Here is a 25,593-nt window from a genome sequence, read left to right as displayed (position 1 = left end):
ATAGTGTAACTGTTCAATAAAAAATTATAGTGGTTCATGTTACGGAGTGAGTTTATATAGTGGTTGAACAGCTGGATCACTTGCAATATGCTCTGGATAAATGAAGCCTCGGCCATCGTCTGAGAAAGAGATGCCTGCTTTTTGGAAACACTCCTGAATAAACTCTGAACAGATGTATTTGTCATTTGGTATCGATTCAAGGTCGCCAATCACGACGCTTGCCAGGATTTTAAGGATTTCTTCTATGTCATAAAGCTTACCTGTTAGATCAGCGCCTCTTCTTAGCATTGCATTACGCTTACTTTCGTCTAAGTTCTTTGTGAGAGAATGCCTTGCAAGATAAAGCTTTCCTTTGTATGGATGACCTGAATTGCGATAGTCCTGGAAATAATGAGATAACGGTACGATGCGTACACCGTAACTTTCCACGCTTTCTAGCATCATAATGCGATCCATCCACCGAAATAGAAGGGCAACGTGACTGAATTGGGATTTGGATACGTTCTGAATGATTTTACTAACTGGGTAAGAGCCACTACAAAGGAGAAGGTCGCCTGTTTGAATGTCATTTCGAGCAGATAGGTAGTTTTTGACGGTTAAGTTAACGTAACGGTTTGCTGACATGATGAACCTCCTATAAATGAGCCTACTCTTGTAGTTAGATACATAAACCATTTCTCCTTCTTTTTACCATTGGAACGGTAGGACCAAAACAGTTTCGAGATAATAGTGAAGAAAATGGTTGTATTTGCTGAACAAATAATCCTATAGTTAATTGTGAGGTGAATGAGGATGGATTTCTTAAAAGCAGTGGTGGTTATCGCATTTCTTCTTATGACGGCTAATATCATTAAACCCTTTGTAACATCTTCTAGAAAAAGAGCAGCAATGTTTGCCGGCTTTTGGCTATTGCTATACATAGTCGTCTGGGGCGTTCCGACCTTTGGCGGTGCGCCAACTGATGAAGCGATCGGGAATGGAAATGAATCATCAGGAAACAGTCAGCAAAATGAGGATGAAGTCCCAAATGATGTGAAGGAAGAAGAAGCTCAGATTGAAGAAGAGATTGATTTTGAACCTTCATCGATTGAATTGATTGTAAATGCTCCGGAGTTACTAGGTTTATCACGTGAGGAATTTTTATCGAACTTCCCTAAGAGCGTTGAGCCAGATCGCAAGGATCCAATGAAAATGACATTTGAAAATGGTGAAGTTATTTTCAAAGATAATGTTGCCGTTGAGATGAATTATTTTCCAGAAGGGTTACGTTACCTTGAGGATAATCGCCTTCTCCTCGCGAGTTTAGGTTTTGAAGTGGAAGAGGTTAGAAAAGGGTCGAATCCATTTGAGAAGCCTGTAACGATCTATCTTATAGAAGGTTTTACTGATGTGACGATTTATGGAACGGAAGGTAAGAGTGAAGCCCCTTCCATTGAGAAAATTCATTTGCGGAAAGAATTTTATCCAGCATCGTTAGAGCCTGAGGAAGAAGAAAGGAATACAGAAGAGTAAAAAACTCGCGTAAGCGAGTTTTTTATATTTTAACCGCTACTCGGTAAGATAAAAAAAGCATGATCGTTGAGATGGTAATAGTTACGATTACCCAGGACCAAGCAAGTGTCATTTGACCAGAGTCAATGGCAACATAAATAGCCGTGGGCATGGTCTGTGTTTTTCCAGGTAGGTTTCCGGCGAACATTAAAGTCGCTCCAAATTCCCCAAGTGCACGAGCAAAGCTTAAGATAATCCCAGAGATAAGAGCGTTTGAAGCAAGTGGAATTGAGATGACTCTTAGAACCGTCCATTTTCCTGCTCCATCTACCCGTGCCGCATCCTCAATATCACGATCTATTGATTCAAAACCGACTTTAGCTGATTGATACATGAGCGGGAATGCAACGACACTTGCCGCGACAACACCTGCTTGCCACGTGAAAACGAGTGAGTGCTCGAAGATTGTCTCAATCCACTGACCAATTGGACTTGAAGCGCCAAAGAGGACGAGTAGAATAAAGCCAACAACCGAAGGAGGAAGCACAAGCGGGAGCATAATAACGGTATCGATCAAACTTTTTCCGCGAAAATTCTTTCCTGCCATTAGGTGACTAATGATAATACCGAGGACAGTCACGATGATACTTGCGACGAGAGAGATCTTAATTGAAATTAATATGGGATCAAGGAATTCAGTCATTTGCGGTCACGTCACTTTGGAAACCATAGGATTCAAAAATCGCTAATGCTTCATCGCTTTGTAAGAATGTGAAATAGTCCCTGGCCTCTTCGTTAGCTCCTTTGACGATCCCAGCAGGATAAATGATCGGTGAATACGATTGGGTAGGTACATCTTCTACCAAGGTTACTTTGCTAGAAGAGCGATAGTCGGTTTCATAAACAATACCTGCATCGGCATTACCTGTTTCAACGTAAGTCAGAACCTGTCGCACATCTTTACTGAAGATTAGCTGATCTTCTAGCTTATCCCACTTGTTTGCGTATTGCAGCGCTTCTTTTGCATAGGCTCCAGCTGGGACTGTTTCAGGCGTTCCGATCGCAAAACGACCTTTATGACTTTCATCTAATTGGTCAAAGCTACTCAATTTAGATGATTGGCTTTTAATTAGAACGAGTTTATTTCGCAGTATATTTGTTTCGATTTCAAGCAGGTCTTCCTTTTTAATATCATCGAAATAAGACTCTGATGCAGAGAAGTAGACATCTATAGGTGCGCCTTGCTTGATCTGATTGGCTAGAACACCGGATGATGCAAGATTTAGAGTGATTTCTGTATCAGGGTGTTCTTGTTCGTAAAGAGAATTTAACTCTTTCATCGCATCACTTAAACTAGCCGCCGCGGCAACCGTTATATTGGCTGTTTCTTCTTTGCTTGATTGACATCCTGCAATGGAGAACACCATAAGGATAAGAAGTAGTAAATGCTTCATATGTAAGATCCTTTCATCTGCTAATCTTCCATCTATTATAACGAAACTTCCTCTATTTGTACGGTAAGAAGACATAGAAAAATTGAATCACTTTATGATTTATCGCAAAGTGATCCAATTCAAATGTGGGATAGAATCGTTAGAAAAAGAGTTTTGGTTTAGGTTGTTTTGTATTACTTCGCACAAAAGGATTTTTAGTTGAAGAATCACATTTCGAATCGAATGGATACTCAATTGCCTGCTTGTATGGCGGAGGTGCTAATTTAGCGTGATGACTTTCTCGGTATGGCACATCAATTGTTTGCCCACGAACATTATCTTGACTTTCTAACTCAGCGGCGACGATAGAACCTATTTGTTTTCCGAGGCGAAGTCCTTCCTCATTATCAACTGGGAAGTGAACACCAGCATAGAGTCTTGAGTCAGCGCACTCTTTCGCGAGTTCTCTTAATCGTTCTTGCTCTGCAGGAAAGAAATAAGAAAGTATTTCTGCTGTAGCTGCTCCTACCGTCGCATGTCCTGATGGATAGGTGGGATGTCTTGGGGTACAGAGCAGGGATTTGAAATTGTGATCCAGTTGATTTGGTCTTGCAACATTCCAACGGTATTTTAAATACCAAGCCGTTGTAAAAGCATCATTCATGCCGGTTGCTACGCCTGCAAGAATTCTTGCTGCTCGAGGTGCTGTTACGTTGTACGTATCAATTAACTTATCAATAATCGGAGTCCATTGTTTACTGGCTACACCAGTCCCCCAATATTCAGCTAAAGTGGCTTGCTTCGGATTAAGGTCTTTCTGTGCATGTTTGACCTTTTTAAACTCACTGTCCCAATCGATCGATGCTGGTGGCTTGATGTCCAGTCGAAAGGGTCTTCCGCTTAATGTGGTAAAACGCCCTGGTGGTTTATTACGGATATAATAATCCGGCCATGATCCAGCGTAAGGTTCTTCTGGATTATGAGGCGGCTCGTTTTCACCTGCATACGGAAGCTCTGACCATTTTTTATAATTCTCTGCCATAGCTAGTTCCTCCTTCAATCACTACTCCCTATAGTAAATGCGAGGCAGTTAAGAGGGGTGCTAAACTAAAAGGCATATTCTAGAAGGTTACGTGTTAACGAACCATGCCGTTTCTTATCGCATAAACTGCAGCCTGAGTTCGATCATTGACACCGAGTTTCCCCAAAATATTACTTACATGTGTTTTCACTGTTTTTAATCCAATGTATAGTTCTTCGGCAATTTGATTATTTGTTTTTCCTTCGCCTATTAATAGCAGAACTTCTTTTTCGCGTTTTGTTAGATCATCATGCAAAGACTTCTTTTGATTTGAGCGTAATTGGTTCATCATTTTTTGAGCGACCTTCTGTTCGATTACGCTTTCATCCTGAACAGCCTTACGAATGGTCGAGATAATTTCATCAGCAGAAGCTGTTTTTAGAAGGTAGCTAAAGGCACCTGCTTCAATCGCAGGAAACACCTGCTCATCATCATAGAAACTTGTTATGATAATGATCTTTGCATTTGGCCTCAGGGTCATGATTTCTTTTGTTGCCTCAATGCCCGTCATCTCTGGCATAATAAGATCCATTAAGATCACATCAGGATCCATTTCATTCACTAGAGTGACAGCTTCCTTACCATTAGAAGCTTCGCCTACGATTTGAAAATCTGGTTCTGTCAGAAGGTAAGCTTTCAATCCTTTTCGGACCATATCGTGGTCATCAACAATCATCATCTTAATCTCTGGCATCGTTCAAACCCTCCAACGGCACACGTACTTCAACCAGGGTTCCTTCACCAGCGCGAGAAGAGATGCGGAACTGTCCGCCGATTTCATCGCATCGCTCTTGCATAGAACCTAGTCCGTATGCTCCTTTTTTGTTTTCATTCATTTCAAACCCTTTTCCATTATCTTTTATATGTAATAAAAACTGGTTTTTCTTAAGCTTAACAGTAATTCGAATTACAGATGCTTCAGCATGCCGGAGTGCATTCCCGAGGCTTTCTTGAACGATTCGGAATAAATTCTCTTCAATTCCGTTAGAAAGGTCGGGAAGATCATTTAGTGTGACGTGAAAGGTAACCCCGGATTTTTTTTCTAACTCATCGACAAGCTTTCTCACCCCTTCGCATAATGAATCTTCAGATAGGTGAATCGGACGGAGGTGGAGTAGAAGTGCTCTCATTTCAACTTGTGCTTTACTTGCGAGATCTGCGACATCCAACATTTGTGATTTAGCGGTTTCAATATCTCGATCCATCATCTTTATGGAAGCAGAAGACATCATATTTAGCGCGAAAAGCTGTTGACTGACAGCATCATGAAGGTCTCTTGCAAGTCGTTGACGTTCCTCGATAATGGCTGCTCCTCTTGCTTTCTCAGCTAAATCCGCTTTTTGGTTAACTAAATTCTGTAGAGAGGTTACTTGCTTCTGAAGCTTATCAGCCAGTTCGTTTAATTCATTACTAATCCGACCAATTTCATCTTTGTCTGTCATTTCCATTTTTTCAGTGAACTTGCCTCTCGAAAGAATGATGATTTGGGTGGAGATATCTTCAAGTCGATTTCTGATGGAGAGTGTATCTTTATAGCTGAAATAGCTTCCTAACAGAACCACAAGAAGCATGACTAAAAGCGGTGATAGTAAACTGAATAGCACAGATACGGCATTAGGCTGGAAAAACAGTGCAATTTGGATAACTAGGAAATAAAGAACCCCGGTAAATAAAGCAGTATAAAGAAGCGACTTGAGTAATTTCCATCTGAGCGTTGATTTATTCACATCTATGGCACCTTTCTCTAAATCCGATCAACTCGTAAATCAAGTACGGAGAAGTCAAGATAGAATACGATTCGTTGGAGAGCGTCATCGAAATCGTCTGTTTTGTAAGTTAAGCCGTGACCTTTTCCGACGTTGTCCTGATTATGCTGATCAATTGTAGCCGAAAGTACATGGGCTGTGCCGTCAATCTTAAATGGGATATCATCTGGGAAAATAATATTAATATCACCAACAAATCCTGATAGCGTAATAACGGTTTCTTCCTCTGGGATAAGAGTTGTTGAAAAATCGAAGTTATAATCGCACACAAAACTCCAATCATTCATCGTATGCACCTGCCAATTTGGCTTATTATAGGAATGGTCTTTCACGAGACTGAATCCCTGGCTTTTTCGAAATTTCCCCAGGAACTTAAAACCAATCATTACGAATATAAGCGGCCATAGTTTCCGAATACTCCAGAAACTAAAGTCAATTACCTCCAAACGATCAAGGATCAGAAGTAGTCCAAAGGTGAGTAGTAGCACACCGGTTGTCCATTTCTTCCTTCTCGTTGAAGGTAAGAGGGCATCAAAAAGGTACTTTCCACCGAGCAGAAACAACAAGAAGGGATAAAAAAAGACAATTGCCTCCGTCATTTCCATGGAAATAATGCCGATATTTATAAGAAGAAGAAAGATTCCGAGAGCAACGAAAAAAATCGCGGCGAGGAATCGTCCAGTTTGTATACGTTTCATCTAATCTCCTCAATTCATTCTGTCTCCTATACATGAACATATTTGACAGTTGATAGCTTGTTTCCTGCAATAACACTGGATCGTCACTTGAAGTAACTTGAATCTGGAAGAATATATTTCCTTTTAGGGAAATAGTGTGGTGTAATGGTTTGTTTTGATACTAGTTTCCAAATACGATCGCGGTTACAATAGTGAAATATTAATAATTGTTATCAATCCGTCTCTATCTAGAGTGTATAGGAATATGTGAGGGAATTGGAGTTTCTTACGATTGAACTTTTCTCAGTCTTAAGGCTGAATTTTCATGTTAAAATGGAATCGTTTAGTGGAAAGTATGAAAGAAGAGAAGGATGAAGCGTTTCGAACTCGAATAGATGTAAGAAGAGTATGGTTCAAAATGAGAGAGGGAATAAAATGAAACAAAAGCGCATGTTTAAACTGGCCGTTGCTGGATGTGTTCTAGGCATTATCGCAGCAGTGCTCTCAAGGTTTAATGTGATACCTCTAATTCAAGTCAAAGATATTTCGTTTTTAACTGCTTTTATTTTTCCAGCGTTTGCTGTACTAGGTTGTTATTTTGTGAAAACAAGACCTATTGTAGGAGGGTTTAGCCTCCTCGTTTCAGCAGCAGGAGGAATTATTTTTCTATCGGTTTTTTATATTATCCCAGCAGCTTTTCTCGTAACTTCAGGATTTTTAAGTATTTTATTAAAAGAAGAACCACAATTAGTCGCAAACAAATAACCGCTCTCCAAGGTGCGGTTTTTGTTATGTTTGTAGGAATTGGTGAATGGCTTGTGACACTTCCACAGGCCTTTCTTCTGGGATAAGGTGTCCAGTATGAGAGAGGGTAAGAAGATCTGCGTCAGGCAGGTCTTTTTTCATGCGTTCACCTACGCGTATAGGTACAAGACGGTCGTCGGTTCCCCAAATTAAGAGGGTAGGGAAATTAATTTTATTTAATGTGCTCGTAGATAAATCCTCTTCTCGATCTCGTATGAGGCGAGAAAGCGCAAGAAAGAAACCTTTTTCATTAAAACTCGATGTGTAGCCATCGATGACTTCTTGCGTGAGTAGCTTATGGTCATAAACGAGATGTTCAAAATTCTTTCTTAAATTAATGGCACTCATTGAGAAGCTAAGACAAAACGGAAAGAAAGGGAGATAAGAGCATAATCGAATACCTAATGAAGACGATTTAATATAGCTTGAGCTACATAGGAGAATAAGCTTTTCAATTCGTTCTGGGTGCTGAATACAAGCGCGAAGAGCAATTTGTCCGCCCATTGAATGTCCAATCAAGATAGCTTTTGAAATTTGCATTCGTTCAAGAAGTCGATTTGTAAGAGCAGCATACTCATGAAGCGAATAATGGATATCACAGTTCTTTTCGCTCTCGCCGAAGCCTGGTAAATCAAAGCACAATAAGTGATAGTTCTTTTTAAGAAGGGGAAGAAGCTTACGAAAACTAAAGGAAGAAGAAAGGAAGCCATGAATGAAGACAAGTGTATGGACATGAGGGTTAGTATGTTTGTAATACTCATATGCCAACGTCACGTTGTCGATTTGTATCCGTTCCTTACTTGGGATAGACATGGTTTCATCACCTCTCCTCCATTCGCTATTTAAAGTTTGGCTTACTTAGTCATACTTTATCCTACTCTTATAAAGTTGAAGGGCCGAATGAGAAGACAAAAAAAGAGACGAGGCGTTGGCCTCGTCTTCAAAAGGGGGAATATAGATAGCTTACTACTCCTGTTATTCCCACTTTAGAAAAAGAATATACATATAAAAGAAATTAATATGAAAGTAAAGATGTAACGAGGACAATTGTGATGGCAGCTGGGACAAAGTAACGAATTAAACCATACCAGAGTAGGAAAATGACCCGCCCTATTTTAGAAGACATCATCACTTCGTCAGCTAATATTTCTTTCTTCATCTTCCGAGAAACGAAAATAGAGATAAGAAGGGCACCGATTGGCATTAATAAGTTACTTGCCAGAAAGTCCATCGTATCAAAAATTGTTCTGCCAAATATGGATATGTCTCCAAGGACACCAAATGACAAAGCGGAAGGGATCCCGAGTAAGAATACGCAGAATCCTGCGATCCAGGAAACTTTCTTACGATTTCCTTTACCGCGCGTTACTGTAGAAACAATGATTTCCATCAAGGAAAAAGCTGATGTTAACGTTGCAAATAGCAAAAGCGCTAGAAAAACTGTGAAAAACAAACCGCCAAATGCCATTTGATTAAAAACAGCAGGAAGAACAGTGAAAATAAGTCCAGGTCCTTCTGTCGGTTCAAATCCAAATGCAAAAACAGCAGGGAAGATGGCAAGTCCAGCTAGAAATGAGATTAACACGTTCAGGCTAACGACTGATACTACAGATCCAGTTAAATCAGCTTTTCTATCAAGGTAAGAGCTGTACGTAACCATTAAGGAGATCCCGACGCTGAGCGCAAAGAACGATTGGCCAAGGGCATCAAGAACACCTTCTGCTGATAACATAGAGAAATCAGGCTTTAAAAAGAAGGAGACCCCTTCCATTGCGCCATCAAGAGAAAGCGAACGCCCAACAAGCACAAGAAAAAGAATAAAGAGAGCTGGCATCATATAACGGCTTGCTGTTTCGATCCCTTTTTGAATACCGAATTGCACAATGGCTACTGTTATCGCTAAGAAAAGAGCCTGTGTGAGAAGAGCGGTTGAAGGACTTCCAATGACTTCCCCAAACAACTCTTCGTAACGGCTATTTTGAAGTCCTGTAAGTGACCCCGAGAAGCTTCTTGTTAAGTACGTAATCACCCATCCTCCAATGACACTATAGAAGGAAAGAATAATGAAGGAGGCGATAACGCCTAGATAACCAAGCCATTTCCAGCTTGCTTTCCCAGAAATGGATTCATAAGAAGAAACGGCATTTTGCTGTGAGTGTCTCCCAACAACAAATTCCGCAAGAAGCATTGGCGCACCGACTAAAACAGTGAAAAGAAGAAAAATAAGGAAAAATGCTGCTCCACCATTTGTACCCGCCATATATGGAAATTTCCACAGTGCACCAAGCCCGATAGCTGATCCAGCTGAAGCCAAAATAAATCCGAATCTTGACGACCATTGATCATTTGATTTCATCTTGTCACCTCATACAATATAGTAAGTCCAATTGAATGGCATTTTATCACTATAGCGAGCGGAAAGAATTCAGTCAATATCAAATATTCATGTATTTATTTACCACACGCTATAAACCTTGATATTACTGAAGTACCAGCCATTCCCTCTGTTTATTTTAATTTGAAAGTAAATGCTTTATAATACATTCTTGTCTTGCTATTCCTTCAATAGAAAGGTATGATTCTTAGAAAAGGCTAGTATGATGTTTTGTCTAGATTAGAAATCTATGTTATACTAGTAAAGTTGAAAAAATTTGTTAGGAGTGTTTTCATGGCAGAGCAATATAACGTCGGTGATATCGTTGAAGGGAAGGTAACTGGTATTAAGCCTTTTGGTGCTTTCGTTGCAATTGACGACCAAAAGCAAGGACTAGTTCACATTTCTGAAATCTCTCACGGGTACGTAAAAAATATCGAAGATCAACTTACTGTAGGAGACGAAGTTAAGGTTAAAATCCTTAACATTGAAGAAGGTTCCGGTAAAATCTCTCTTTCAATCCGTGCTACTCAGCCTAAACCTGAGCGTCCGGAAAGAAAGCCTCGCCCGGCAGCACCGAGCGGCGGAAACAAGAAACCACAACAAACTTCTTCTCCACAAGGCTTCAACACGCTTGAAGATAAGCTTAAAGACTGGTTGAAAGAATCTAACGACCGTCAAGCTCAATTGAACAAGCGTCTGAAGAAGTAAGTAATGACGAAAGAAGGCAGCCGCGGCTGCCTTCTTTTTTTTTATGTTGTTGCGCGATCGGGATCATGTGAAAGCTCTTCTGTAGGTTTGAAAAGTAATGTTAGGCAATATAGCCCACTTAGCCCAACTAGGCCATAGACAATTCGAGCAAGTGCAGCATTTTGTCCACCGAAAATTGTCGCGACAAGGTCAAATTGGAAAAATCCAATGAGGCCCCAGTTGACCGCTCCGATGATCACTAACGCAAGAGCAAATCGTTGTAATGTGCTCATAAGAATACCTCCTTTTATTAGGAAACATAATGATTCTTCTATAAGATGATTAAAACTTCACCAAATTATACATAGCGGCTCCACTTAATTCCTATAAGCAGATTGCTTTATTTTAATAATTGATTGAGGCATAATAAAATGGAACTTCCATCAAAGCTATTTATTTCTGATGGTTAGTTGCACGAATCAATCGTTTTGGTGGTCATTTACTCTCACCTAAATTTCTTGCATTACTAAAGATAAAGGGTGAGTTTTTATTGCGCCTAAAAGCGAAGTTAAACGTGATTTGAATTAAAGGAGGACATAACATTGAATAATTTTACTTTCCAAAATCCAACAAAATTGATCTTCGGTAAAGGGCAGCTAGAAGCGCTCAAAACTGAAGTGCCACAATACGGAAAAAGAGTCCTCGTTGTTTATGGCGGAGGAAGCATCAAGAAAAATGGTGTTTACGATAGCGTAATGAACACATTAAACGAAATCGGTGCTGAAGTATTTGAACTTAGCGGCGTTGAACCAAACCCACGCCTAACAACTGTTCATAAAGGTGTCGATATTTGTAAAGAAAACAACATTGATTTCATCCTAGCAGTAGGTGGCGGTAGTGTTATTGACTGCACAAAAGCTATTTCTGCAGGTGCTAAATATGATGGAGACGCTTGGGACTTCGTAACGAAAAAAGCATTCCCTGAAGCAGCTCTTCCATTCGGTACAGTTCTAACGCTAGCAGCAACTGGTTCAGAAATGAACCCAGGTTCTGTTATCACAAACTGGGATACACAAGAGAAATACGGTTGGGGACATCCACTTGTACACCCGAAATTTTCTATTCTAGATCCTGAGAATACGTACACAGTGCCAAAAAACCATACAGTTTACGGCATGGTGGACATGATGTCTCACGTACTTGAACAGTACCTTCACCCTGAATCAAATACAGAGCTACAAGAAAACATGCAGTTCTCTGTTCTTGAAACAGTGATGAACACAGCTCCAAAACTTCTTGAAGATATGCAAAACTACGACCACCGTGCAACAATCATGTTGAGTGGTGCAGTAGCGCTCAACCAATCTCTACAGATGGGTGTTCGCGGCGACTGGGCTTCTCACAACATTGAACACGCGATATCAGCTGTTTATGATATTCCACACGCTGGTGGCCTTGCAATTCTCTTCCCGAACTTAATGAAACACAACCTTGACGTGAACGTTGATAAGTTCAAGCGTCTTGCTGTCAAAGTTCTTGGCGTAAGCGAAGAAGGTAAATCAGATCGCGATGTTGCGCTTGAAGGTATCGACAAGCTAAGTGCGTTCTGGAGCAGCCTTGGTGCACCAAACCGTCTTGCTGATTACGACATTGACGATAGCCAGCTTGATCTTATCGCTGACCGTGCGATGGCTAATGGGGCGTTTGGTAATTTCAAATCCCTTGAGCGCGACGACGTGATGGCGATTTTGAAGGCTTCTCTATAAGGTGAAATGATAGGACCGTTCCGTTTTGGAGCGGTTCTTTTTGTTATGCTTTTTAGCTAGGGATGATTTTTGACCCATTTTCGCTGTGTTCGGCAGCCCCGGTTAGAGCAAATGAATTTGCTCACCTGGGCTGCCGAACACAGCGACCTTTAAGCGGAGCTTAAAGGCGATTGAAACTCAGGTTTCAATCGAATGTGTCAAAAATCGAGCGAAGAAATTTGTCCTCCGAAGTGAATAAGGACACAAGGTCAAACGAGTTTAGAAAGAAATCTCTCCAGGTAATCGCTTACATGGGTCGGTGTTCTTGATTTCGAATGGGTCTTGGGCTAAAGTAAAACGTGAGTGAAGAACAAAAAAATGATAATTGGAGGCTAATTATGACTTCAAAAGTAAGTTTTGATTATTCAAAAGCATTGTCGTTTGTTGGCGAACATGAAGTAACATACATGGCGGATGCAGTGAAGGCTGCACACGATGCGCTACATAATGGAACAGGGGCTGGCAACGATTTTCTTGGCTGGCTAACGCTTCCACATGATTATGATAAAGAAGAATTCTCACGCATTCAGAAATCTGCTGAGAAAATCAAATCAGATTCTGACGTGCTTCTTGTTGTTGGTATCGGTGGTTCTTATTTAGGTGCTCGTGCAGCAATCGAAATGCTGAACCATTCTTTCTATAACGTTCTAACAAAAGAAGAGCGCAAAACACCACAAGTTTTCTTCGTAGGTAACAACATTAGCTCAACTTACGTACAGGATCTCTTTAGCGTACTTGAAGGCAAAGACGTTTCCGTTAACGTCATTTCAAAATCAGGTACAACGACAGAGCCCGCAATCGCGTTCCGTATTTTCCGTAAGTTCCTTGAAGAAAAATACGGCGTAGAAGAAGCTCGTCGTCGCATCTATGCGACTACTGACAAGTCAAAAGGTGCTCTTAAGACACTAGCTGACGAAGAAGGATACGAAAGCTTCGTGATTCCTGATGATGTTGGTGGACGTTATTCTGTTCTTACAGCTGTTGGACTTCTTCCAATCGCAGCAAGTGGAATCTCCATTGAAGAGATGATGAAAGGTGCTCAAGATGCACAAGATGACTTGGACACATCTGACATTGAATCTAACCAGGCTTATCAGTATGCAGCGGTTCGTAATGCCCTTTACAACAAAGGCAAGAACATCGAGCTTCTAGTGAACTATGAGCCATCTCTACACTATTTCTCTGAGTGGTGGAAACAGCTCTTTGGAGAAAGTGAAGGAAAAGACAACAAAGGTCTTTATCCAGCATCCGTTGATTTCTCAACAGATCTTCACTCCATGGGTCAATATGTTCAAGACGGCCGTCGTAGCCTGTTTGAAACAGTATTGAACGTTGGGAAAGCGCGTCATGAGATCACAATAGAAGAAGACGACAAGAACCTAGACAAGCTGAACTACCTTGCTGGTGAAACAATGGACTTTGTTAACCAGAAAGCATTCGAAGGTACAATGCTTGCTCATACAGATGGTGATGTTCCGAACTTGATTGTGAACATCCCTGAAATGACGCCTTACCACTTCGGTTACCTTGCTTATTTCTTTGAAAAAGCATGTGCTGTTTCCGGTTACCTACTTGGCGTGAATCCATTCGATCAGCCAGGAGTAGAAGCATACAAAACAAACATGTTTGCGCTTCTTGGTAAACCAGGATTCGAAAAAGAAAAAGCTGAGCTTGAGGATCGCCTTAAGACAAACGAATAGAACGAACAAGAGAGAGTGCCTCGGCGCTCTCTTTTTTTATTCAAAGATAAGTAAGAATAAAATTCAGTGAGGTCTAGCTCCAGCACTTGTCGGAACTAATCGAGCGCTTGCGCTTTTTTATTCATGAAATCTCCCTCATTGGACACGATAAGCGTAGACTACGTAAACAGGGAGGAAGCGCACATGATTCCAATGAATTCCGTGCTTGAAGGGAAAACGATCGAACTTAGTATTATGGGAGACAAGCTCCGCCAATTAGGCTATAGCTATGGAGGCGGCTGGGAATACGATCACGGCTATTTCGACTATAAAATCGATGATGAAGACGGATATCTTTTTCTAAGAGTACCAATTAAAGCTGTGAAAAAAGAGCTTGATGCGGATGGGGCAATTGTTGAAATTGGACAGCCTTTCATGCTCTCTCATATGTATCAGGCAGGTGTTGATCCTGAGGGCAATATCGGGAATATCTCAGCGTCGTTTAATCAGTTCCAAGAGCCCACAAATAAAGATGCTGAAATTGATGAAGAATGGCTGAAATACGGAGAGCGATACGTGAAAGAACTAGACGCCGCGCTCTCATCTTATGTGTGAATCACGAGTAAGAGATCATCAGATGCAATAAGAAATGAAGGGGAGGGGTTCATGACGAGCTCACTCCCTCTTTTTACACCGATCATCAGGATATCTTTTTCATTTAGTTGCTGTGCTACATCACAAAAGGACTCTTCACTAAACGACTCAGCACTCATGAAATCAAGCTGATTAGGCTTTAAATGCGTTAACATCTCAAGTAAAGTGGTCGAAATCCCATGAGAAAAGACGCTATTCGTCATAACTGTACTGAGTAGGTGGGCACTTTCGATTACCTCATTTGCACCAGCTCGCTCAGCATTCACAATTTGCTCAGGCGAAAGAATTTCCACAATTGTATACACCGAAGGGTTGATCCCTTTTACAGTTAAAAGGGTAAGAATTGTTTGCATATCCACTTCAATTTCACTTTTATACTGATCCGCTGTGATAAGAACGGTATGCGCATCGCTAATCTTCGCCTTTCGTAATGTGCTGTCCTCACCAGGGTTTCCACGAATGAAATGAATACCTTCTTTTTGAAGTGGGTTTTCCGTAAGCGAATGATCAATGAGCACGATGGATCGTTCAGGCTGATTGGATAACAGTGCCTTGATCGTATGTCTGCTGCGCGAATTCCAACCAACCACAACTACATGATTGGCTCGCTCGTAACTTCGCTCTCCACGGCCAAGCGCACCCTGCGTCATCACAAAGGAAGAAGCAAGCTTCGCCATATAAAACGTCATAAAGCCAGCGCCAAACATAATAAACACCATCGCAAAAGCTTTCCCTCTCACCGTCTCAGGTGATGTATCACCGTACCCAATCGTGGAAGCCGTCACGATCGCAAACCACACCCCATCGAAAACGGTCGGAAACATTTCCGGCTCCACCAGATGCATGATAAAGCCCATCGTTATAAGAATCAGCACAATCAGTGCACCTAGTTGTAATACAGGCGGATAGCGGGATATATAATAAACTAAGTCACGTAATCTCAAAGTAAAACGCTCCTTTCTCCACATCCATTATGCCCATCAATCACTGGAAAAAAACGACACGTGTGTGATCAATCGCAACAGGGTAAAGAAAGGATATGACAGGACAAAAAGGGTGAAGAAACATGAGAGCACTATCATCATTCCTCGTCTCGCTCGTACGCCTGATCTTTGGCATTATCCAAGCGATTCTTGGAATTCGCATATTGCTGAAATTATTCAGCGCAAATCCAACAGCTCCATTCGTGCAGTGGATCTATGACTTTTCAGCGCCATTATTATATCCATTTCGAAACATCTTTCCAACGACGGAATTCGCTGGACAATATGTCGTTGAATTCTCTGCAGTGTTTGCACTGATTGTGTATAGTATCGTGGCATCACTCATTGTACGGTTTGTGGCAATGGGATTAACGAGTCGGGAGAGAAGATAAGAGATGAGAAACGCTGGGACAGCGTTTCTTTTATTGGTTATACGACTTTTATTATGTAATAGAACAAGAAGAAACCCTCTTGCAACCGTAAGAGGGTTTTATTTTGAAGTAAAATAGAATCGAACTACTAAGCTATTTACCTGCCCAAATTTTAAAAAATAGTATATTCTTGATTTAAGTCAATGAAAGTCTTCCTCAGACGAAATACAATAGATTTAACTTCAAAGTCGAGGAGGCTCTTATATGGAATTAAAGACAACAACTAATCAAAACATGCAGCAAAAAGCAGCAGTCTTTTCAGCAATTGCATTACTTATCATGACATTTGCTGCATTTTTTGCTCAAGGGTATGTTCATAGCTCATTAGTCATTGAGGGAGATGCAGTAACAACATTAAAAAACATCCAAGCATCTCAAGTCTTGTTTCGTCTTGAGGTACTTGGATGGCTCATCATTATCATTATGGATTTAATTATTTCGTGGGGCTTTTATGTTTTCTTGAAGCCGTTTCATCCTGGTTACGCATTATTAGCCGGCTGGCTTCGTTTCCTTTACACAGCCATTCTAGCCAATGCGGTTTCACATCTAGTGATAACCAATAGTGTTGTTCAAAATTCAGAGTTAGGTACGTCATCGCGCGTGGCACAGCAAGCGAGGGATTCCATCACAGCTTTTGAAGCCATTTGGTCATTTGGATTAATCATTTTTGGCCTTCATCTGATCGTAGTCGGGTTGATCGCAATGAAAACAATAATGATACCAAAAGTGATTAGTATTCTAGTTGTTTTAGCAGGCTTCAGCTACTCGCTAGTTCATTTCATGTACAATTTCATCCCACAAATTGAAAACGTTATTGGGCTACTAGAATTAATTCTGATGGCTCCCATGGTCATCGGTGAATTAGGTTTTGGGATCTGGTTATTCGTAAAAGGAAGAAAAATAACAATGGACTAATCTACAATCCTGAGATTAGATAAGGACCTCTTCTTGATACGACTTAAAGATTCTGGCTTAATTCCCAGGTAGCTTGCTAGTTGGTACTGGGGAACCCGGTCAATTAAATCGGGTCTTTTTTCCATCAAATTGTGGTAGCGCTCTTCTGGCGTCGAAGAAATGAAGGAGGCGAAATTATCCCTCATAGCACCCATATCTTCTTCAATCATTTTGCGAGTCAGTTCTTCTAATACCGGATGCATGTCGTAAGCTTCCTGCTCAGTAGATAAATCACCTACAATAAGCGTACAGTCTTCCAAGCAGCTAAGAGAGTATGGAGAAATTTTGTCGGGAGTATGCTGATTAAAAATCGTGACACTTTGTTCTTCCGTATAGAAATTGAACGTATTCTCCTTTCCATTTTTATCGACACCGTAAAGCCGTACACATCCCTTTAAAACAAAATAGCATTTGTCAGGAACTTCACCTTGATGTAAAAGGACCGTTCCTTTCTTAAACGTAGCAACAGGAATATCGATTGTCAGCTTTCTTAATTCGGATTCACTGAGATCCGAAAACCGTTTCATATATTGGATAAGGATATCTTTCATGAATTCATCTCCCTTATCAAAATTGTATATATCTTTTAGTATAGCATCACTAAACAGGTAGAGGTAAGGCAGTTTAAAACAGCTTATTCAACCAACATTGCAGGTTGAATAAAGAAAAATGAACATGATGTTTATTTTTATAAGTATACTTAATGAACGAAGCTAAATATTGGAGGAGATTTGTTTGGACCTATTTTTATTTATATCCGTAATCGTTGGGATGACGTTTATCTTTTTATATTTTGTAATGAATTTTGACTTGAAAAAGAAGAAGTTAGAGGTAGAGGAAAAGAAACTGGAGTTGGAAAAAAGGAAGTTGGAATTAAAAGAAGAAGCAGGGGAAGAAGAAGAAAAGTTTTAGAATGAGTAAAAGCCCCTCAAAATACTTTGTGTACATTATACTTTATGTACATTGGTATGATGTTAAGGGGCTTTTGATATAGAGGCTGCCATTTCGAAATGAGATTTATGTACTTTCGCATATTTCAAAAAATAAGTTGCCCTCACAATAAAAGCTATGATAAAATAAATCTTGTCGACAGGAAATCGCTGTCATAATACGGGGCATTAGCTCAGCTGGGAGAGCGCTACACTGGCAGTGTAGAGGTCAGCGGTTCGAGCCCGCTATGCTCCATCATTGGAAACCCTTCTTGCATATGCAAGAGGGGTTTTTTACCTTTTTCAATACATCTTGACGATGAATCGAGCTAAATTTTCCACGATTCTTTGATTCTATTTTGGGAATTGAACCATTTTTACATAAGAAAAATAGTATTGTGATGAAACTGCGGAGGGAATAGTGGGAAGTTTTTGGCAGAAATGCGTATGCGAGAGAGAAAAGAAGCCGTTTTTTCTCTCTCCTGAAGTACTAATTAATCCACCTAAATGTACTAAAAGTAAGGAGGATAAAAATGAATCACAACGCTAATAAGGTTTTCTCCTGTATAGTTAAAGCATAATGCAGGAAGAGTGTAGACGGTCCTAAATATAACCAAGGGGGAAATCGAATGCGAAGGATTATCTTATCCACTGAAAGCGGTGCCGACATACCGGAGGATTTAGCTGAAAAGTACGATATTCAAGTCGTTCCCATGCACATTATTATGGATGGTAAGGATTATTTAGACGGTTCATTGCCGGTCCAGGATATTTATGACTATTACGAACACACGAAAAAAATCCCTTCTACTACCTCTACAAATGCTCATGAGTATCAAGAGTTTTTTTCGACGATAAGAGAGAATTCCCCAGATTGCATCATTGTACATATTGGGTATACATCAAAAGCTTCTTCTTCTTTTCAAAATGCCGTCATTGCTGCGGAAGAATTTGAAGACATTTTTCTCATTGATGCTCTGAACGTTACTGGAGGATTAGCTGCGATTGTATTGTATGCCGCTAAAGTTTTAGAAAAAGAACCTGACATTGGAGCGGAAAGCTTAGTTGAAAAAATAGAGGCAATTGTTCCTAAATCAAGACTGGCTTTCATCCCAGGCAGCCTTGATTTTCTTAAAGCAGGAGGAAGGGTAAGCAATATGGCTTCACTGATTGGAGCTCTGTTGAAAATAAAGCCATGCATCGAGTTGAAGGATGGAAAGCTCATGTCTACAAAGAAGTATCGCGGGAAAATGATCGGAGCTAGTGAAAAGCTTTTGAGAGATTACTTAAATGAATTCCACATCGATCGAGAGCAGCTTTATTTTATTTATTCGATAGGTCTTGATGAAAAGATCAAGCAGCGGATGGATGAGGTTGCCAAAGAAAGCGGATTTCAAAATATAAGATGGATCCAAGCGGGCGGTATGATTTCGACTCATTCTGGGGCCGGGGGCTACGGGATAGCGGGATTAGAGCAATAATTAAACGCTAGACTAGTATTGATTGCAAAAAAAATCGATACAGCTAACTACGATAAAAAAACCGCCTGGAAAATCTCCAGGCGGTTCTTCTATTTACCTCACTCCTCGTAATAAGGATAACTAACCAAGTTAGTAAAAATACGATACCCACCAGGTACCTGATTCTGAATTTGACGGTACCAGACTAGGTTTGTATAAATGTACGTTCCTTCACCATAGTCTGCTTTCAAAATTCCGCCTTCAAATGCCTCTTCCCCTGGATCAGCGACGCTAACGTACGCTTCAAATTCATCTGACCAGTTCATTGGGAAGTAGAGGCCTCTTTCTTGCACCCAGCCATTCCAGTCTGATTGCTTGATCTTGTTTGGATAATTAAAGATTGTCGCTTCTGGTTTTAATACGTTAATCGGAGCATCTTCATCGGTGACGCGCCACTCGATCGAGGGCTGTCCGATTTCTAGTTCATATGGTGCGGTAGTGTTCGTGTCCCAGTTATCCCATGGTTTGTTGTATTGCACGACAAGGTGACCGCCATTGTTGACGTATTCGAGTAAGCGCTCGTTATGCTGTAGCAAGTCTTCTCTTGAAAGATACGCTCTGATTCCAGTGACGATCGTATCGTATTGAGAGAGATCTCCTGATGCTAAGTCCTGCTCGGTTAATTGGGTAATATCCATACCTACATTCGATAACTGATCGGCAACCTTATCAAATCCGCTATCGACATAGCCGATTTTAAGATCCTCAGGATAGTCGAGCGGGAAGGCTACGCCGTTAACCGCGGCATCTGATACATAATAGTTTGTACCAGTATGATCGTACTGAATCATTTGGACGTTTTTACTAATCGTTTCGTTTCCACTCTGTGCTTGCGGAACAATTTGAAATTCGCCTTCTTCTACATTCTGTGGAGGCGTTAGTGTAAACGAAATGGCTTTCATTTGTTCATCAGATCCAAATGAAACTTCCTGCGATTCAGGTTTAGCTGTCCATCCCTCTGGTAACTGGAGGGAGACGTCTGTTTCAAGAGCACCTTCCGCAAATTTTTCAACTTCTACATCCATCGTGACACTTTCTTCAATGTCTTTTGTGTTCATCACTAAATTCTCAGGAGATGGTTTCACAGCTACCTCTGGTAATAGGGCAACGCGTTCAGTTGGTGTGAAGGCTTTTGTAACAGGTTGTCCTTTCACTTTAAAACGAATATTAGATTTAATCGCATCCGGTGTGTAGGCATCATAATAGTTTCTGGATGTAGCTTTTACGTTGTAATCGAACATTACCTCTTCTCCCGGTGCTAAAGAGGAAGAGTGATGCTGGCCTTTTATGACCCAGTCTTCTGGGATGGAAAGGGTAGAAGAAAGATCTTTAATCTTTTCAAAGCCATTGTTCATGATCGAAACGCTTAAATTTGTTGTATCACCTGGTGTTAATTGTGGATCGGCTACTTCAACTTTTACTTCCAACTGGGCTGCTGTAAACATCGTATTTGTAAGCTGTTCTTCTTTTACTTGAAGCTTATGATTTAAAGTGTTTCTTAAATCCTCAGATAGCTTGTTGTCTTTCTCCATCTGCTTGATAAGTTTTTGAATCTGTTTGTACGCATTTTCAGCTTGAGTTAGTACGTTCTCGTGGTGAGGATAGGCACTTTTCACCTTTTCAAGATCCTTTTGAAGATGGATCAGCTTTTGTTTGTACTTATTGCCGCCTTTTGAAAGGGTGTTAGCGTAATCCGCGAAATCGTAGGGAATGTTTTCGTAGATGCTTTCTTCCTGTTCCGGAATATCGCCAACTGTTGATTTAACTAGCTGAAGATTGACGATTTCTGGGCCATCTCCAACATCTCTTCCCATTCCTTGGGATTCGTGTAAGTAACGCGCTTTTTCACCAAGTTGCGGGTAAGTCATGTCATAGTGTTCGTCATAGATTCCGATTTGGATAGAAGTGGTGGTTTGATCTTCTGTTTCAGCAGGGAGGTAGAGTTTCTTTACTTGCCAGGTGGTTAAGCCATCTTCAAGCTGTTCAGGAAAAACAGAAGAGTCGGCTGCGTCTTCAAATGCTTTTTGGGTAAGCAATGTCATGGCGCGGTGATGACCATGCTGGGAGTCAACGTTGCGAAAAGAGGGCATAATGATGTCTGGTTTAAATGTTCGGATGTCGTGAATGAGTCGTTCGTAGGTTTCCGTTTCTCCCCATTTGTTCAGCGTTTCTTCAGGTGTTTTAGAGAAGCCAAAGTCTTTGATGCTGTCTTCAAAATCTTCGTTTAAGAAAAACGTTTCGATTCCAAAGACTTTCGATGAAGCTTGCAGTTCGTTTGTGCGAATGATACCTAGTCCATCGCCAAGCTCGCTGCCGATTTCATTTTGACCACCCTGGCCACGAGTGGAGAGTAGAAAGGACGTGTCCACACCTTGCCCTCTTGATAAATAAGCGAGGAAATGACTCCGCTCGTCATCAGGATGGGCACCCGTATTCATGAAACTTGCTGTGGTTGTTAATGGAACGACAGATTCCCACAATGCTAAGTTTGCATCCTGTGTAGATGACTCTTCCGCAAAACTAATGGAGCTTGTTCCAAAGGCAGAAAGGATCAAAACCAACGATAATAAAATCTTCCCCAGGTCCTTCAAATAAATCCTCCTTCATCTTCTGAACTTAGTTAGTAACAGAATATAACTAACTTAAAACCATTATAAGCAGATCAATCCAATAAATGGAACCTACTTTTGTACTGTTTGGATAGTCATATAGTCACTATTTAACAAAATAAATAAAATTTTCTAAATTTATATTAAAAGATAGCAATTAGAAGCATTATTGAGCAAAATAACTCTCAGTTTGTAAGAAAGGGCATAAACAGTATTTTACATTTTTCTGTTCAGCCTTTATAAATGAAAGTAATCGTTAGTAAGTAACCTTAACTAACTAAGGATGTTTCTGCTTGTTTTTTATCATTTATAAAGGAGTACACATTTATGCAAAAGGGCGATGCCGCATCTATCAAAAATATAAATAAACAACTTGTGTTGACGTGTATTCGCGATTTTGAACCGATTTCTCGCTCGCAGATTTCCAAAAGGATTCAAATTAGTAAACCCTCTGTTTCACTGATCGTTGAACAATTGTTACAAGAGGGGTGGATCGAGGAGAAAGGACCGGGTGAATCGACGATTAGTGGGGGGCGGAAGCCTGTTCATCTCGTTTTTAATCCTAAAGCAGCTTATGTGATTGGCGTCGATATCGGCGGTACAAAAGTAGCTTCTGGGGTGACATGTTTAAACGGAGAGGTTCATGCTTATCGGGAATTTTCCACAAGTGAATACCTTGAAAAAGATTTATTTAAGCGCTTACAAAAAGACGTAAATAGTATGCTTCGTGATTTACAGTTAAGTAATGAGAAAATCCTTGGGATGGGAATCGGTGTCCCAGGTGTAACGAACATGGAACATGGCATTGTATTGGATGCCCCTAGTTTACGGTGGAAGCGGTATCCCGTTCGGAAAATAGCGAGTGAGTACTTTCCGTTTCCAATCTATGTTGAAAATGACGTCAATACGAGCGTTCTTGGTGAGCAGTGGCTTGGTGCCGGAAAGTCGCTACAAAATCTTATTTTTATCGCGATAGGTACAGGAATAGGCAGTGGGATGATCATTAACGGAAAACTTTTTCGAGGAAGTCGTTACAGTGCGGGTGAGATGGGATATTTAGTGACAGATTTTCAAAGTGCAAAAAGCTATCACCCCACTTATGAGGGCTATGGGTTTCTTGAGAGTGTCGCAAGTGGTTCATCCATCGGGAATAAACTTTCTGAAGTAAAGAACACGCCGTTAACGGCAAAAGAAGCTTTTATTAGTTGGAAAAAAGGAGATGAGGATGCGAGTGAAGTGGTTGAAAAAGCAATCGAACATTTAGGATTTGGCATCGCTAATTATGTGTCTTTATTCGATCCAGACCTCGTCATTATAGGAGGTGGTGTAAGCGAGTCATTTGAGGATTATAAGCATTCGTTAATTGAAATTGTAGAGCATTTCACACCACAGAGCTGCAAAATTGTACCGTCAACGTTTGGAAAGGAAGCCGGAATCGTTGGAGCAGCGGCGCTATTCCTTGAAGAACATAATTCGATTATCCAATTATGAGAAGGGGGAAATGAATGTATGAAACGTCAATTTCGATGGATGATGTTAATTACCATGCTAGTGTTCGGCATCATCCTAACAGGGTGTATGGCAGGGAATGAAGAAGCAAGTAGCGATGGGGATTCTGGCTCTGAAAGTGAAGGTGATTTGGAAGATAAGGTTGTCGTATACTCACCGCACGGTAAAGATATTTTGAGTGAATTCGAGAAACAATTTGAAGCGGAATATGATGTAGACATGGAATTTCTCGACCTTGGTTCACAGGAAATTCTAGACAGGGTTCGCTCCGAAAAGAATAATACGCAAGCGGATATATGGTGGGGTGCACCTCAAGTGATGTTCGATGAAGCCAAGACGGATGGGCTTTTGCAGCAATATGAGCCAAGCTATGCTGGTTCATTAGATGATATGTATCATGACGAAGAATGGTATTGGACAGGTACTTCTCAAACACCTGAAGTGATTCTTTACAATAATAAAGAAATCTCAGAAGAAGACGCTCCGAAGGACTGGGATGATCTTGTGGATCCGAAATGGGAAGATGAATTAATCATTCGTTATCCACTTGCTTCAGGTACAATGCGCACGATTTATTCTTCTATCATCTATAAGGATTACAAAGAGACTGATAGCCCTGATGCTGGGTATGAATGGCTACAGAAGTTAGATGAGAATACGAAAGAGTACGCGGCCAATCCAGAGATTATGTACAACCAGGTAGCGAAAGGCGTAGGCAATCTTTCGGTTTGGAATATGCCGGATACTGTTATGTTAGCGGAAGAGAAGGGATATCCATTTAGCTATGTGATTCCTGAGAGTGGAACTCCAGTTTTAACAGAAGGAATCGGGATTGTTGAAGGTGCGCCACATCCAGAAGCTGCGAAAGCTTTTTACGAGTTTGTTAATTCAGAAGAAGCTGCCAAGTTGCTAGCCGAGAAATATTACAGAATTCCAACGCGTGATGATATCAGTGATCTTCCAGAGTGGATTGAAGAAACAGAAATCAATGCGATGGAGATCGATTGGGAAGTTTTCCAGGAGAAGTCTGATGAGTGGATGGAATACTGGGACAACAATATTAAAAACAGTGAAAAGCAAAAAGAAGAGTAGATCTCCAGAAAGAGGAGTTGTTGGTTATGACTGCAGTAACCTTATCTAATATTACAAAACAATTTGGCGATGTCACTGCCGTGAAAGAGTTGGATATCACGATTAAAGAAGGGGAATTTTTTACTTTCCTTGGACCAAGTGGATGCGGAAAAACAACAACTCTTAGGATGATCGCAGGATTTTATTATCCTTCAGCTGGGAAAGTGAAATTCGATGATCGTGATATGACGACAGTGTCACCTGAAAAAAGAAACACGGGCATGGTTTTCCAAAACTATGCCCTTTTCCCTCATATGACCGTTTTTGAAAATGTGGCCTTTGGGTTAAAAGTAAGAAAAGTGAGTAAAGCTGAGGTAAAAAGAAGAGTAGAAGATGTGTTAGAAAAAGTGCGCTTAAAGGCATTTATTGATCGTCAGGTAAGTCAGTTAAGCGGTGGACAGCAGCAACGGGTCGCGTTAGCAAGGGCGCTTGTTATTGAGCCGGATATTTTATTACTAGATGAACCATTAAGTAATCTTGATGCGAGATTACGAGATGAGATGAGAAATGAAATTCTTCGCTTGCAGCGCGAATATGGAATTACCACAATCTACGTAACGCATGATCAGGTAGAGGCACTTACGATGAGTGATCGCATCGCGGTGTTTAACGTGGGGAATTGCCAGCAGATTGGGACACCAACAGAAATTTACAATCAGCCGGTAAATGATTTTGTTGCTGAATTTATTGGCGAAACGAACTTGTTTGAAGTGAAGCAAAGGGATGGAGGGTTTTTTTGTGAGGCATTAAACCTTCTTGTTCATACTGATCCCCCTGGTGAAGAAGTCTTCAGTAAGAATGACAGCTTTAAAATGTCCGTTCGACCGGAAGCCATTATTTTATCAAAAACAAATTTAGAAGCTTTGAATGTTTTAAAAGGAAAAGTAGATCTTGTTCAATTCACAGGTGAGTCTGTTCATAGCTTCATTAAAGTTAATGAAGGTCACACCACATTAAAAGTAACCGATTTAAACCGGGGACCGAGTACATATCTACGAGAAGGATCTGATATTTATGTTCAACTACCACCTGATCAGGTTCGAATCGTTCCAGTGGCAAAGGAGGGATAGAGA

At 40.7% G+C, this 25,593-nt stretch carries 26 protein-coding genes and 1 tRNA gene; 14 read left to right on the top strand and 13 right to left on the bottom strand.

All coding sequences use genetic code 11. The features are described from left to right. Positions 1-39 precede the first annotated feature (39 nt). A complete protein-coding gene (locus ACIFPW_RS02385) occupies positions 40-624 on the bottom strand; it encodes a YiiX/YebB-like N1pC/P60 family cysteine hydrolase (protein ID WP_430241739.1) in 585 nt (194 codons plus the stop codon). Positions 625-792: 168 nt separating this feature from the next. Between ACIFPW_RS02385 and ACIFPW_RS02380 the strand changes: the two genes are divergently transcribed. After that, positions 793-1,512, top strand: a complete 720-nt coding sequence (locus ACIFPW_RS02380) for a hypothetical protein (RefSeq protein WP_430241737.1) — start codon at positions 793-795, stop codon at positions 1,510-1,512. Between the two features lie 22 nt (positions 1,513-1,534). Here the strand turns inward: ACIFPW_RS02380 and modB are convergent, their stop codons facing one another. The 6 genes from modB to ACIFPW_RS02350 form a co-directional block, all read right to left on the bottom strand. Beyond that, complete coding sequence (gene modB, locus ACIFPW_RS02375; RefSeq protein WP_430241735.1) at positions 1,535-2,194, bottom strand: molybdate ABC transporter permease subunit; 660 nt, start codon at positions 2,192-2,194, stop codon at positions 1,535-1,537. Further along, entirely contained in the window at positions 2,187-2,945 is a 759-nt protein-coding gene (gene modA / locus ACIFPW_RS02370) for a molybdate ABC transporter substrate-binding protein (protein ID WP_430241734.1), read from the bottom strand. Before modA ends, modB begins: the two co-directional genes overlap by 8 nt. A 139-nt stretch (positions 2,946-3,084) precedes the next feature. Continuing rightward, positions 3,085-3,966 (bottom strand): vanadium-dependent haloperoxidase, encoded by an 882-nt coding sequence (locus ACIFPW_RS02365; protein WP_430241732.1) that lies wholly within the window; start codon positions 3,964-3,966, stop codon positions 3,085-3,087. Positions 3,967-4,060: 94 nt separating this feature from the next. After that, complete coding sequence (locus ACIFPW_RS02360; protein WP_430241730.1) at positions 4,061-4,699, bottom strand: response regulator; 639 nt, start codon at positions 4,697-4,699, stop codon at positions 4,061-4,063. After that, entirely contained in the window at positions 4,686-5,732 is a 1,047-nt protein-coding gene (locus ACIFPW_RS02355; RefSeq protein WP_430241729.1) for a HAMP domain-containing sensor histidine kinase, read from the bottom strand. Before ACIFPW_RS02355 ends, ACIFPW_RS02360 begins: the two co-directional genes overlap by 14 nt. Positions 5,733-5,749: 17 nt before the next feature. Further along, positions 5,750-6,469 (bottom strand): LiaF domain-containing protein, encoded by a 720-nt coding sequence (locus ACIFPW_RS02350; RefSeq protein ID WP_430241727.1) that lies wholly within the window; start codon positions 6,467-6,469, stop codon positions 5,750-5,752. A gap of 414 nt (positions 6,470-6,883) precedes the next feature. Between ACIFPW_RS02350 and ACIFPW_RS02345 the strand changes: the two genes are divergently transcribed. Continuing rightward, positions 6,884-7,213, top strand: coding sequence for a hypothetical protein (locus ACIFPW_RS02345; RefSeq protein WP_430241725.1), 330 nt, complete (start codon positions 6,884-6,886; stop codon positions 7,211-7,213). 24 nt (positions 7,214-7,237) lie between these two features. Here ACIFPW_RS02345 and ACIFPW_RS02340 read toward each other — a convergent pair whose 3' ends face one another. Next, positions 7,238-8,065 carry an alpha/beta fold hydrolase gene (locus ACIFPW_RS02340; RefSeq protein ID WP_283153756.1) on the bottom strand — a complete coding sequence of 276 codons (828 nt, stop codon included), beginning with the start codon at positions 8,063-8,065 and terminating at the stop codon, positions 7,238-7,240. 202 nt (positions 8,066-8,267) lie between these two features. After that, complete coding sequence (locus ACIFPW_RS02335) at positions 8,268-9,608, bottom strand: sodium-dependent transporter (protein WP_430241723.1); 1,341 nt, start codon at positions 9,606-9,608, stop codon at positions 8,268-8,270. 312 nt (positions 9,609-9,920) lie between these two features. Here ACIFPW_RS02335 and yugI point away from each other — a divergent pair, with 312 nt between their 5' ends. Beyond that, entirely contained in the window at positions 9,921-10,337 is a 417-nt protein-coding gene (gene yugI, locus ACIFPW_RS02330) for a S1 domain-containing post-transcriptional regulator GSP13 (protein ID WP_098444801.1), read from the top strand. A 41-nt stretch (positions 10,338-10,378) separates the two neighbouring features. On the opposite strand, the gene ACIFPW_RS02325 is transcribed toward yugI, so the two are convergent. After that, complete coding sequence (locus tag ACIFPW_RS02325) at positions 10,379-10,609, bottom strand: DUF378 domain-containing protein (RefSeq protein ID WP_430241721.1); 231 nt, start codon at positions 10,607-10,609, stop codon at positions 10,379-10,381. A gap of 309 nt (positions 10,610-10,918) precedes the next feature. Here ACIFPW_RS02325 and ACIFPW_RS02320 point away from each other — a divergent pair, with 309 nt between their 5' ends. The 3 genes from ACIFPW_RS02320 (at position 10,919) to ACIFPW_RS02310 (ending at position 14,415) form a co-directional block, all read left to right on the top strand. Then, the gene (locus ACIFPW_RS02320; protein ID WP_430241720.1) at positions 10,919-12,082 is read left to right on the top strand and encodes an iron-containing alcohol dehydrogenase; all 1,164 of its coding nucleotides are present in this window, start codon (positions 10,919-10,921) and stop codon (positions 12,080-12,082) included. A 377-nt stretch (positions 12,083-12,459) separates the two neighbouring features. Then, a complete protein-coding gene (locus ACIFPW_RS02315; protein ID WP_430241718.1) occupies positions 12,460-13,821 on the top strand; it encodes a glucose-6-phosphate isomerase in 1,362 nt (453 codons plus the stop codon). A gap of 183 nt (positions 13,822-14,004) precedes the next feature. Further along, the gene (locus ACIFPW_RS02310) at positions 14,005-14,415 is read left to right on the top strand and encodes a YugN-like family protein (protein ID WP_430241716.1); all 411 of its coding nucleotides are present in this window, start codon (positions 14,005-14,007) and stop codon (positions 14,413-14,415) included. Here the strand turns inward: ACIFPW_RS02310 and ACIFPW_RS02305 are convergent. Continuing rightward, positions 14,406-15,398 carry a potassium channel family protein gene (locus tag ACIFPW_RS02305; RefSeq protein ID WP_430241715.1) on the bottom strand — a complete coding sequence of 331 codons (993 nt, stop codon included), beginning with the start codon at positions 15,396-15,398 and terminating at the stop codon, positions 14,406-14,408. The two genes, ACIFPW_RS02310 and ACIFPW_RS02305, sit on opposite strands and share 10 nt — an antisense overlap. A gap of 122 nt (positions 15,399-15,520) precedes the next feature. Here ACIFPW_RS02305 and ACIFPW_RS02300 point away from each other — a divergent pair, with 122 nt between their 5' ends. Beyond that, entirely contained in the window at positions 15,521-15,829 is a 309-nt protein-coding gene (locus ACIFPW_RS02300; RefSeq protein WP_430241714.1) for a YggT family protein, read from the top strand. Between the two features lie 243 nt (positions 15,830-16,072). After that, positions 16,073-16,783 carry a DUF4386 domain-containing protein gene (locus ACIFPW_RS02295; protein ID WP_430241712.1) on the top strand — a complete coding sequence of 237 codons (711 nt, stop codon included), beginning with the start codon at positions 16,073-16,075 and terminating at the stop codon, positions 16,781-16,783. Here the strand turns inward: ACIFPW_RS02295 and ACIFPW_RS02290 are convergent. Then, positions 16,780-17,373, bottom strand: coding sequence for a Crp/Fnr family transcriptional regulator (locus tag ACIFPW_RS02290; protein WP_430241711.1), 594 nt, complete (start codon positions 17,371-17,373; stop codon positions 16,780-16,782). The two genes, ACIFPW_RS02295 and ACIFPW_RS02290, sit on opposite strands and share 4 nt — an antisense overlap. Before the next feature lie 184 nt (positions 17,374-17,557). Between ACIFPW_RS02290 and ACIFPW_RS02285 the strand changes: the two genes are divergently transcribed. The 3 genes from ACIFPW_RS02285 (at position 17,558) to ACIFPW_RS02275 (ending at position 19,232) form a co-directional block, all read left to right on the top strand. Further along, complete coding sequence (locus ACIFPW_RS02285; protein ID WP_430241709.1) at positions 17,558-17,734, top strand: hypothetical protein; 177 nt, start codon at positions 17,558-17,560, stop codon at positions 17,732-17,734. Between the two features lie 200 nt (positions 17,735-17,934). Beyond that, positions 17,935-18,007, top strand: a tRNA-Ala gene (locus ACIFPW_RS02280). Between the two features lie 373 nt (positions 18,008-18,380). Continuing rightward, positions 18,381-19,232, top strand: a complete 852-nt coding sequence (locus ACIFPW_RS02275) for a DegV family protein (protein WP_430241708.1) — start codon at positions 18,381-18,383, stop codon at positions 19,230-19,232. Between the two features lie 98 nt (positions 19,233-19,330). Here ACIFPW_RS02275 and ACIFPW_RS02270 read toward each other — a convergent pair whose 3' ends face one another. Then, positions 19,331-21,862 (bottom strand): PIG-L family deacetylase, encoded by a 2,532-nt coding sequence (locus tag ACIFPW_RS02270; RefSeq protein ID WP_430241706.1) that lies wholly within the window; start codon positions 21,860-21,862, stop codon positions 19,331-19,333. 345 nt (positions 21,863-22,207) lie between these two features. Between ACIFPW_RS02270 and ACIFPW_RS02265 the strand changes: the two genes are divergently transcribed. The 3 genes from ACIFPW_RS02265 to ACIFPW_RS02255 are packed head-to-tail and all read left to right on the top strand — an operon-like array spanning position 22,208 to position 25,590. After that, positions 22,208-23,371, top strand: coding sequence for an ROK family transcriptional regulator (locus ACIFPW_RS02265; RefSeq protein WP_430241704.1), 1,164 nt, complete (start codon positions 22,208-22,210; stop codon positions 23,369-23,371). Positions 23,372-23,389: 18 nt separating this feature from the next. After that, positions 23,390-24,481 carry an extracellular solute-binding protein gene (locus ACIFPW_RS02260; protein ID WP_430241703.1) on the top strand — a complete coding sequence of 364 codons (1,092 nt, stop codon included), beginning with the start codon at positions 23,390-23,392 and terminating at the stop codon, positions 24,479-24,481. Between the two features lie 26 nt (positions 24,482-24,507). Further along, positions 24,508-25,590, top strand: a complete 1,083-nt coding sequence (locus ACIFPW_RS02255; RefSeq protein WP_430241701.1) for an ABC transporter ATP-binding protein — start codon at positions 24,508-24,510, stop codon at positions 25,588-25,590. Positions 25,591-25,593 lie beyond the last annotated feature (3 nt).

Source organism: Pseudalkalibacillus sp. NRS-1564 (assembly GCF_050467905.1).
Taxonomy (GTDB): Bacteria; Bacillota; Bacilli; order Bacillales; family Guptibacillaceae; genus Guptibacillus; species Guptibacillus hwajinpoensis_B.
The sequence above is the reverse complement of the archived record's forward strand: the minus strand, read 5'-3'. Positions and strand labels throughout refer to the sequence as shown.

What these genes read in the sequence shown, in the direction of transcription:
- ACIFPW_RS02360 (WP_430241730.1), bottom strand. Translation starts at nt 4,699, where the DNA reads ATGCCAGAGATTAAGATGATGATTGTTGATGACCACGATATGGTCCGA.
- ACIFPW_RS02325 (WP_430241721.1), bottom strand. Translation starts at nt 10,609, where the DNA reads ATGAGCACATTACAACGATTTGCTCTTGCGTTAGTGATCATCGGAGCG.
- ACIFPW_RS02260 (WP_430241703.1), top strand. Translation starts at nt 23,390, where the DNA reads ATGAAACGTCAATTTCGATGGATGATGTTAATTACCATGCTAGTGTTC.
- ACIFPW_RS02350 (WP_430241727.1), bottom strand. Translation starts at nt 6,469, where the DNA reads ATGAAACGTATACAAACTGGACGATTCCTCGCCGCGATTTTTTTCGTT.
- ACIFPW_RS02295 (WP_430241712.1), top strand. Translation starts at nt 16,073, where the DNA reads ATGGAATTAAAGACAACAACTAATCAAAACATGCAGCAAAAAGCAGCA.
- ACIFPW_RS02365 (WP_430241732.1), bottom strand. Translation starts at nt 3,966, where the DNA reads ATGGCAGAGAATTATAAAAAATGGTCAGAGCTTCCGTATGCAGGTGAA.
- modA (WP_430241734.1), bottom strand. Translation starts at nt 2,945, where the DNA reads ATGAAGCATTTACTACTTCTTATCCTTATGGTGTTCTCCATTGCAGGA.
- ACIFPW_RS02315 (WP_430241718.1), top strand. Translation starts at nt 12,460, where the DNA reads ATGACTTCAAAAGTAAGTTTTGATTATTCAAAAGCATTGTCGTTTGTT.
- ACIFPW_RS02310 (WP_430241716.1), top strand. Translation starts at nt 14,005, where the DNA reads ATGATTCCAATGAATTCCGTGCTTGAAGGGAAAACGATCGAACTTAGT.
- ACIFPW_RS02265 (WP_430241704.1), top strand. Translation starts at nt 22,208, where the DNA reads ATGCAAAAGGGCGATGCCGCATCTATCAAAAATATAAATAAACAACTT.
- ACIFPW_RS02380 (WP_430241737.1), top strand. Translation starts at nt 793, where the DNA reads ATGGATTTCTTAAAAGCAGTGGTGGTTATCGCATTTCTTCTTATGACG.
- ACIFPW_RS02300 (WP_430241714.1), top strand. Translation starts at nt 15,521, where the DNA reads ATGAGAGCACTATCATCATTCCTCGTCTCGCTCGTACGCCTGATCTTT.
- ACIFPW_RS02275 (WP_430241708.1), top strand. Translation starts at nt 18,381, where the DNA reads ATGCGAAGGATTATCTTATCCACTGAAAGCGGTGCCGACATACCGGAG.
- ACIFPW_RS02255 (WP_430241701.1), top strand. Translation starts at nt 24,508, where the DNA reads ATGACTGCAGTAACCTTATCTAATATTACAAAACAATTTGGCGATGTC.
- ACIFPW_RS02345 (WP_430241725.1), top strand. Translation starts at nt 6,884, where the DNA reads ATGAAACAAAAGCGCATGTTTAAACTGGCCGTTGCTGGATGTGTTCTA.
- ACIFPW_RS02335 (WP_430241723.1), bottom strand. Translation starts at nt 9,608, where the DNA reads ATGAAATCAAATGATCAATGGTCGTCAAGATTCGGATTTATTTTGGCT.
- ACIFPW_RS02385 (WP_430241739.1), bottom strand. Translation starts at nt 624, where the DNA reads ATGTCAGCAAACCGTTACGTTAACTTAACCGTCAAAAACTACCTATCT.
- ACIFPW_RS02290 (WP_430241711.1), bottom strand. Translation starts at nt 17,373, where the DNA reads ATGAAAGATATCCTTATCCAATATATGAAACGGTTTTCGGATCTCAGT.
- ACIFPW_RS02340 (WP_283153756.1), bottom strand. Translation starts at nt 8,065, where the DNA reads ATGTCTATCCCAAGTAAGGAACGGATACAAATCGACAACGTGACGTTG.
- modB (WP_430241735.1), bottom strand. Translation starts at nt 2,194, where the DNA reads ATGACTGAATTCCTTGATCCCATATTAATTTCAATTAAGATCTCTCTC.
- yugI (WP_098444801.1), top strand. Translation starts at nt 9,921, where the DNA reads ATGGCAGAGCAATATAACGTCGGTGATATCGTTGAAGGGAAGGTAACT.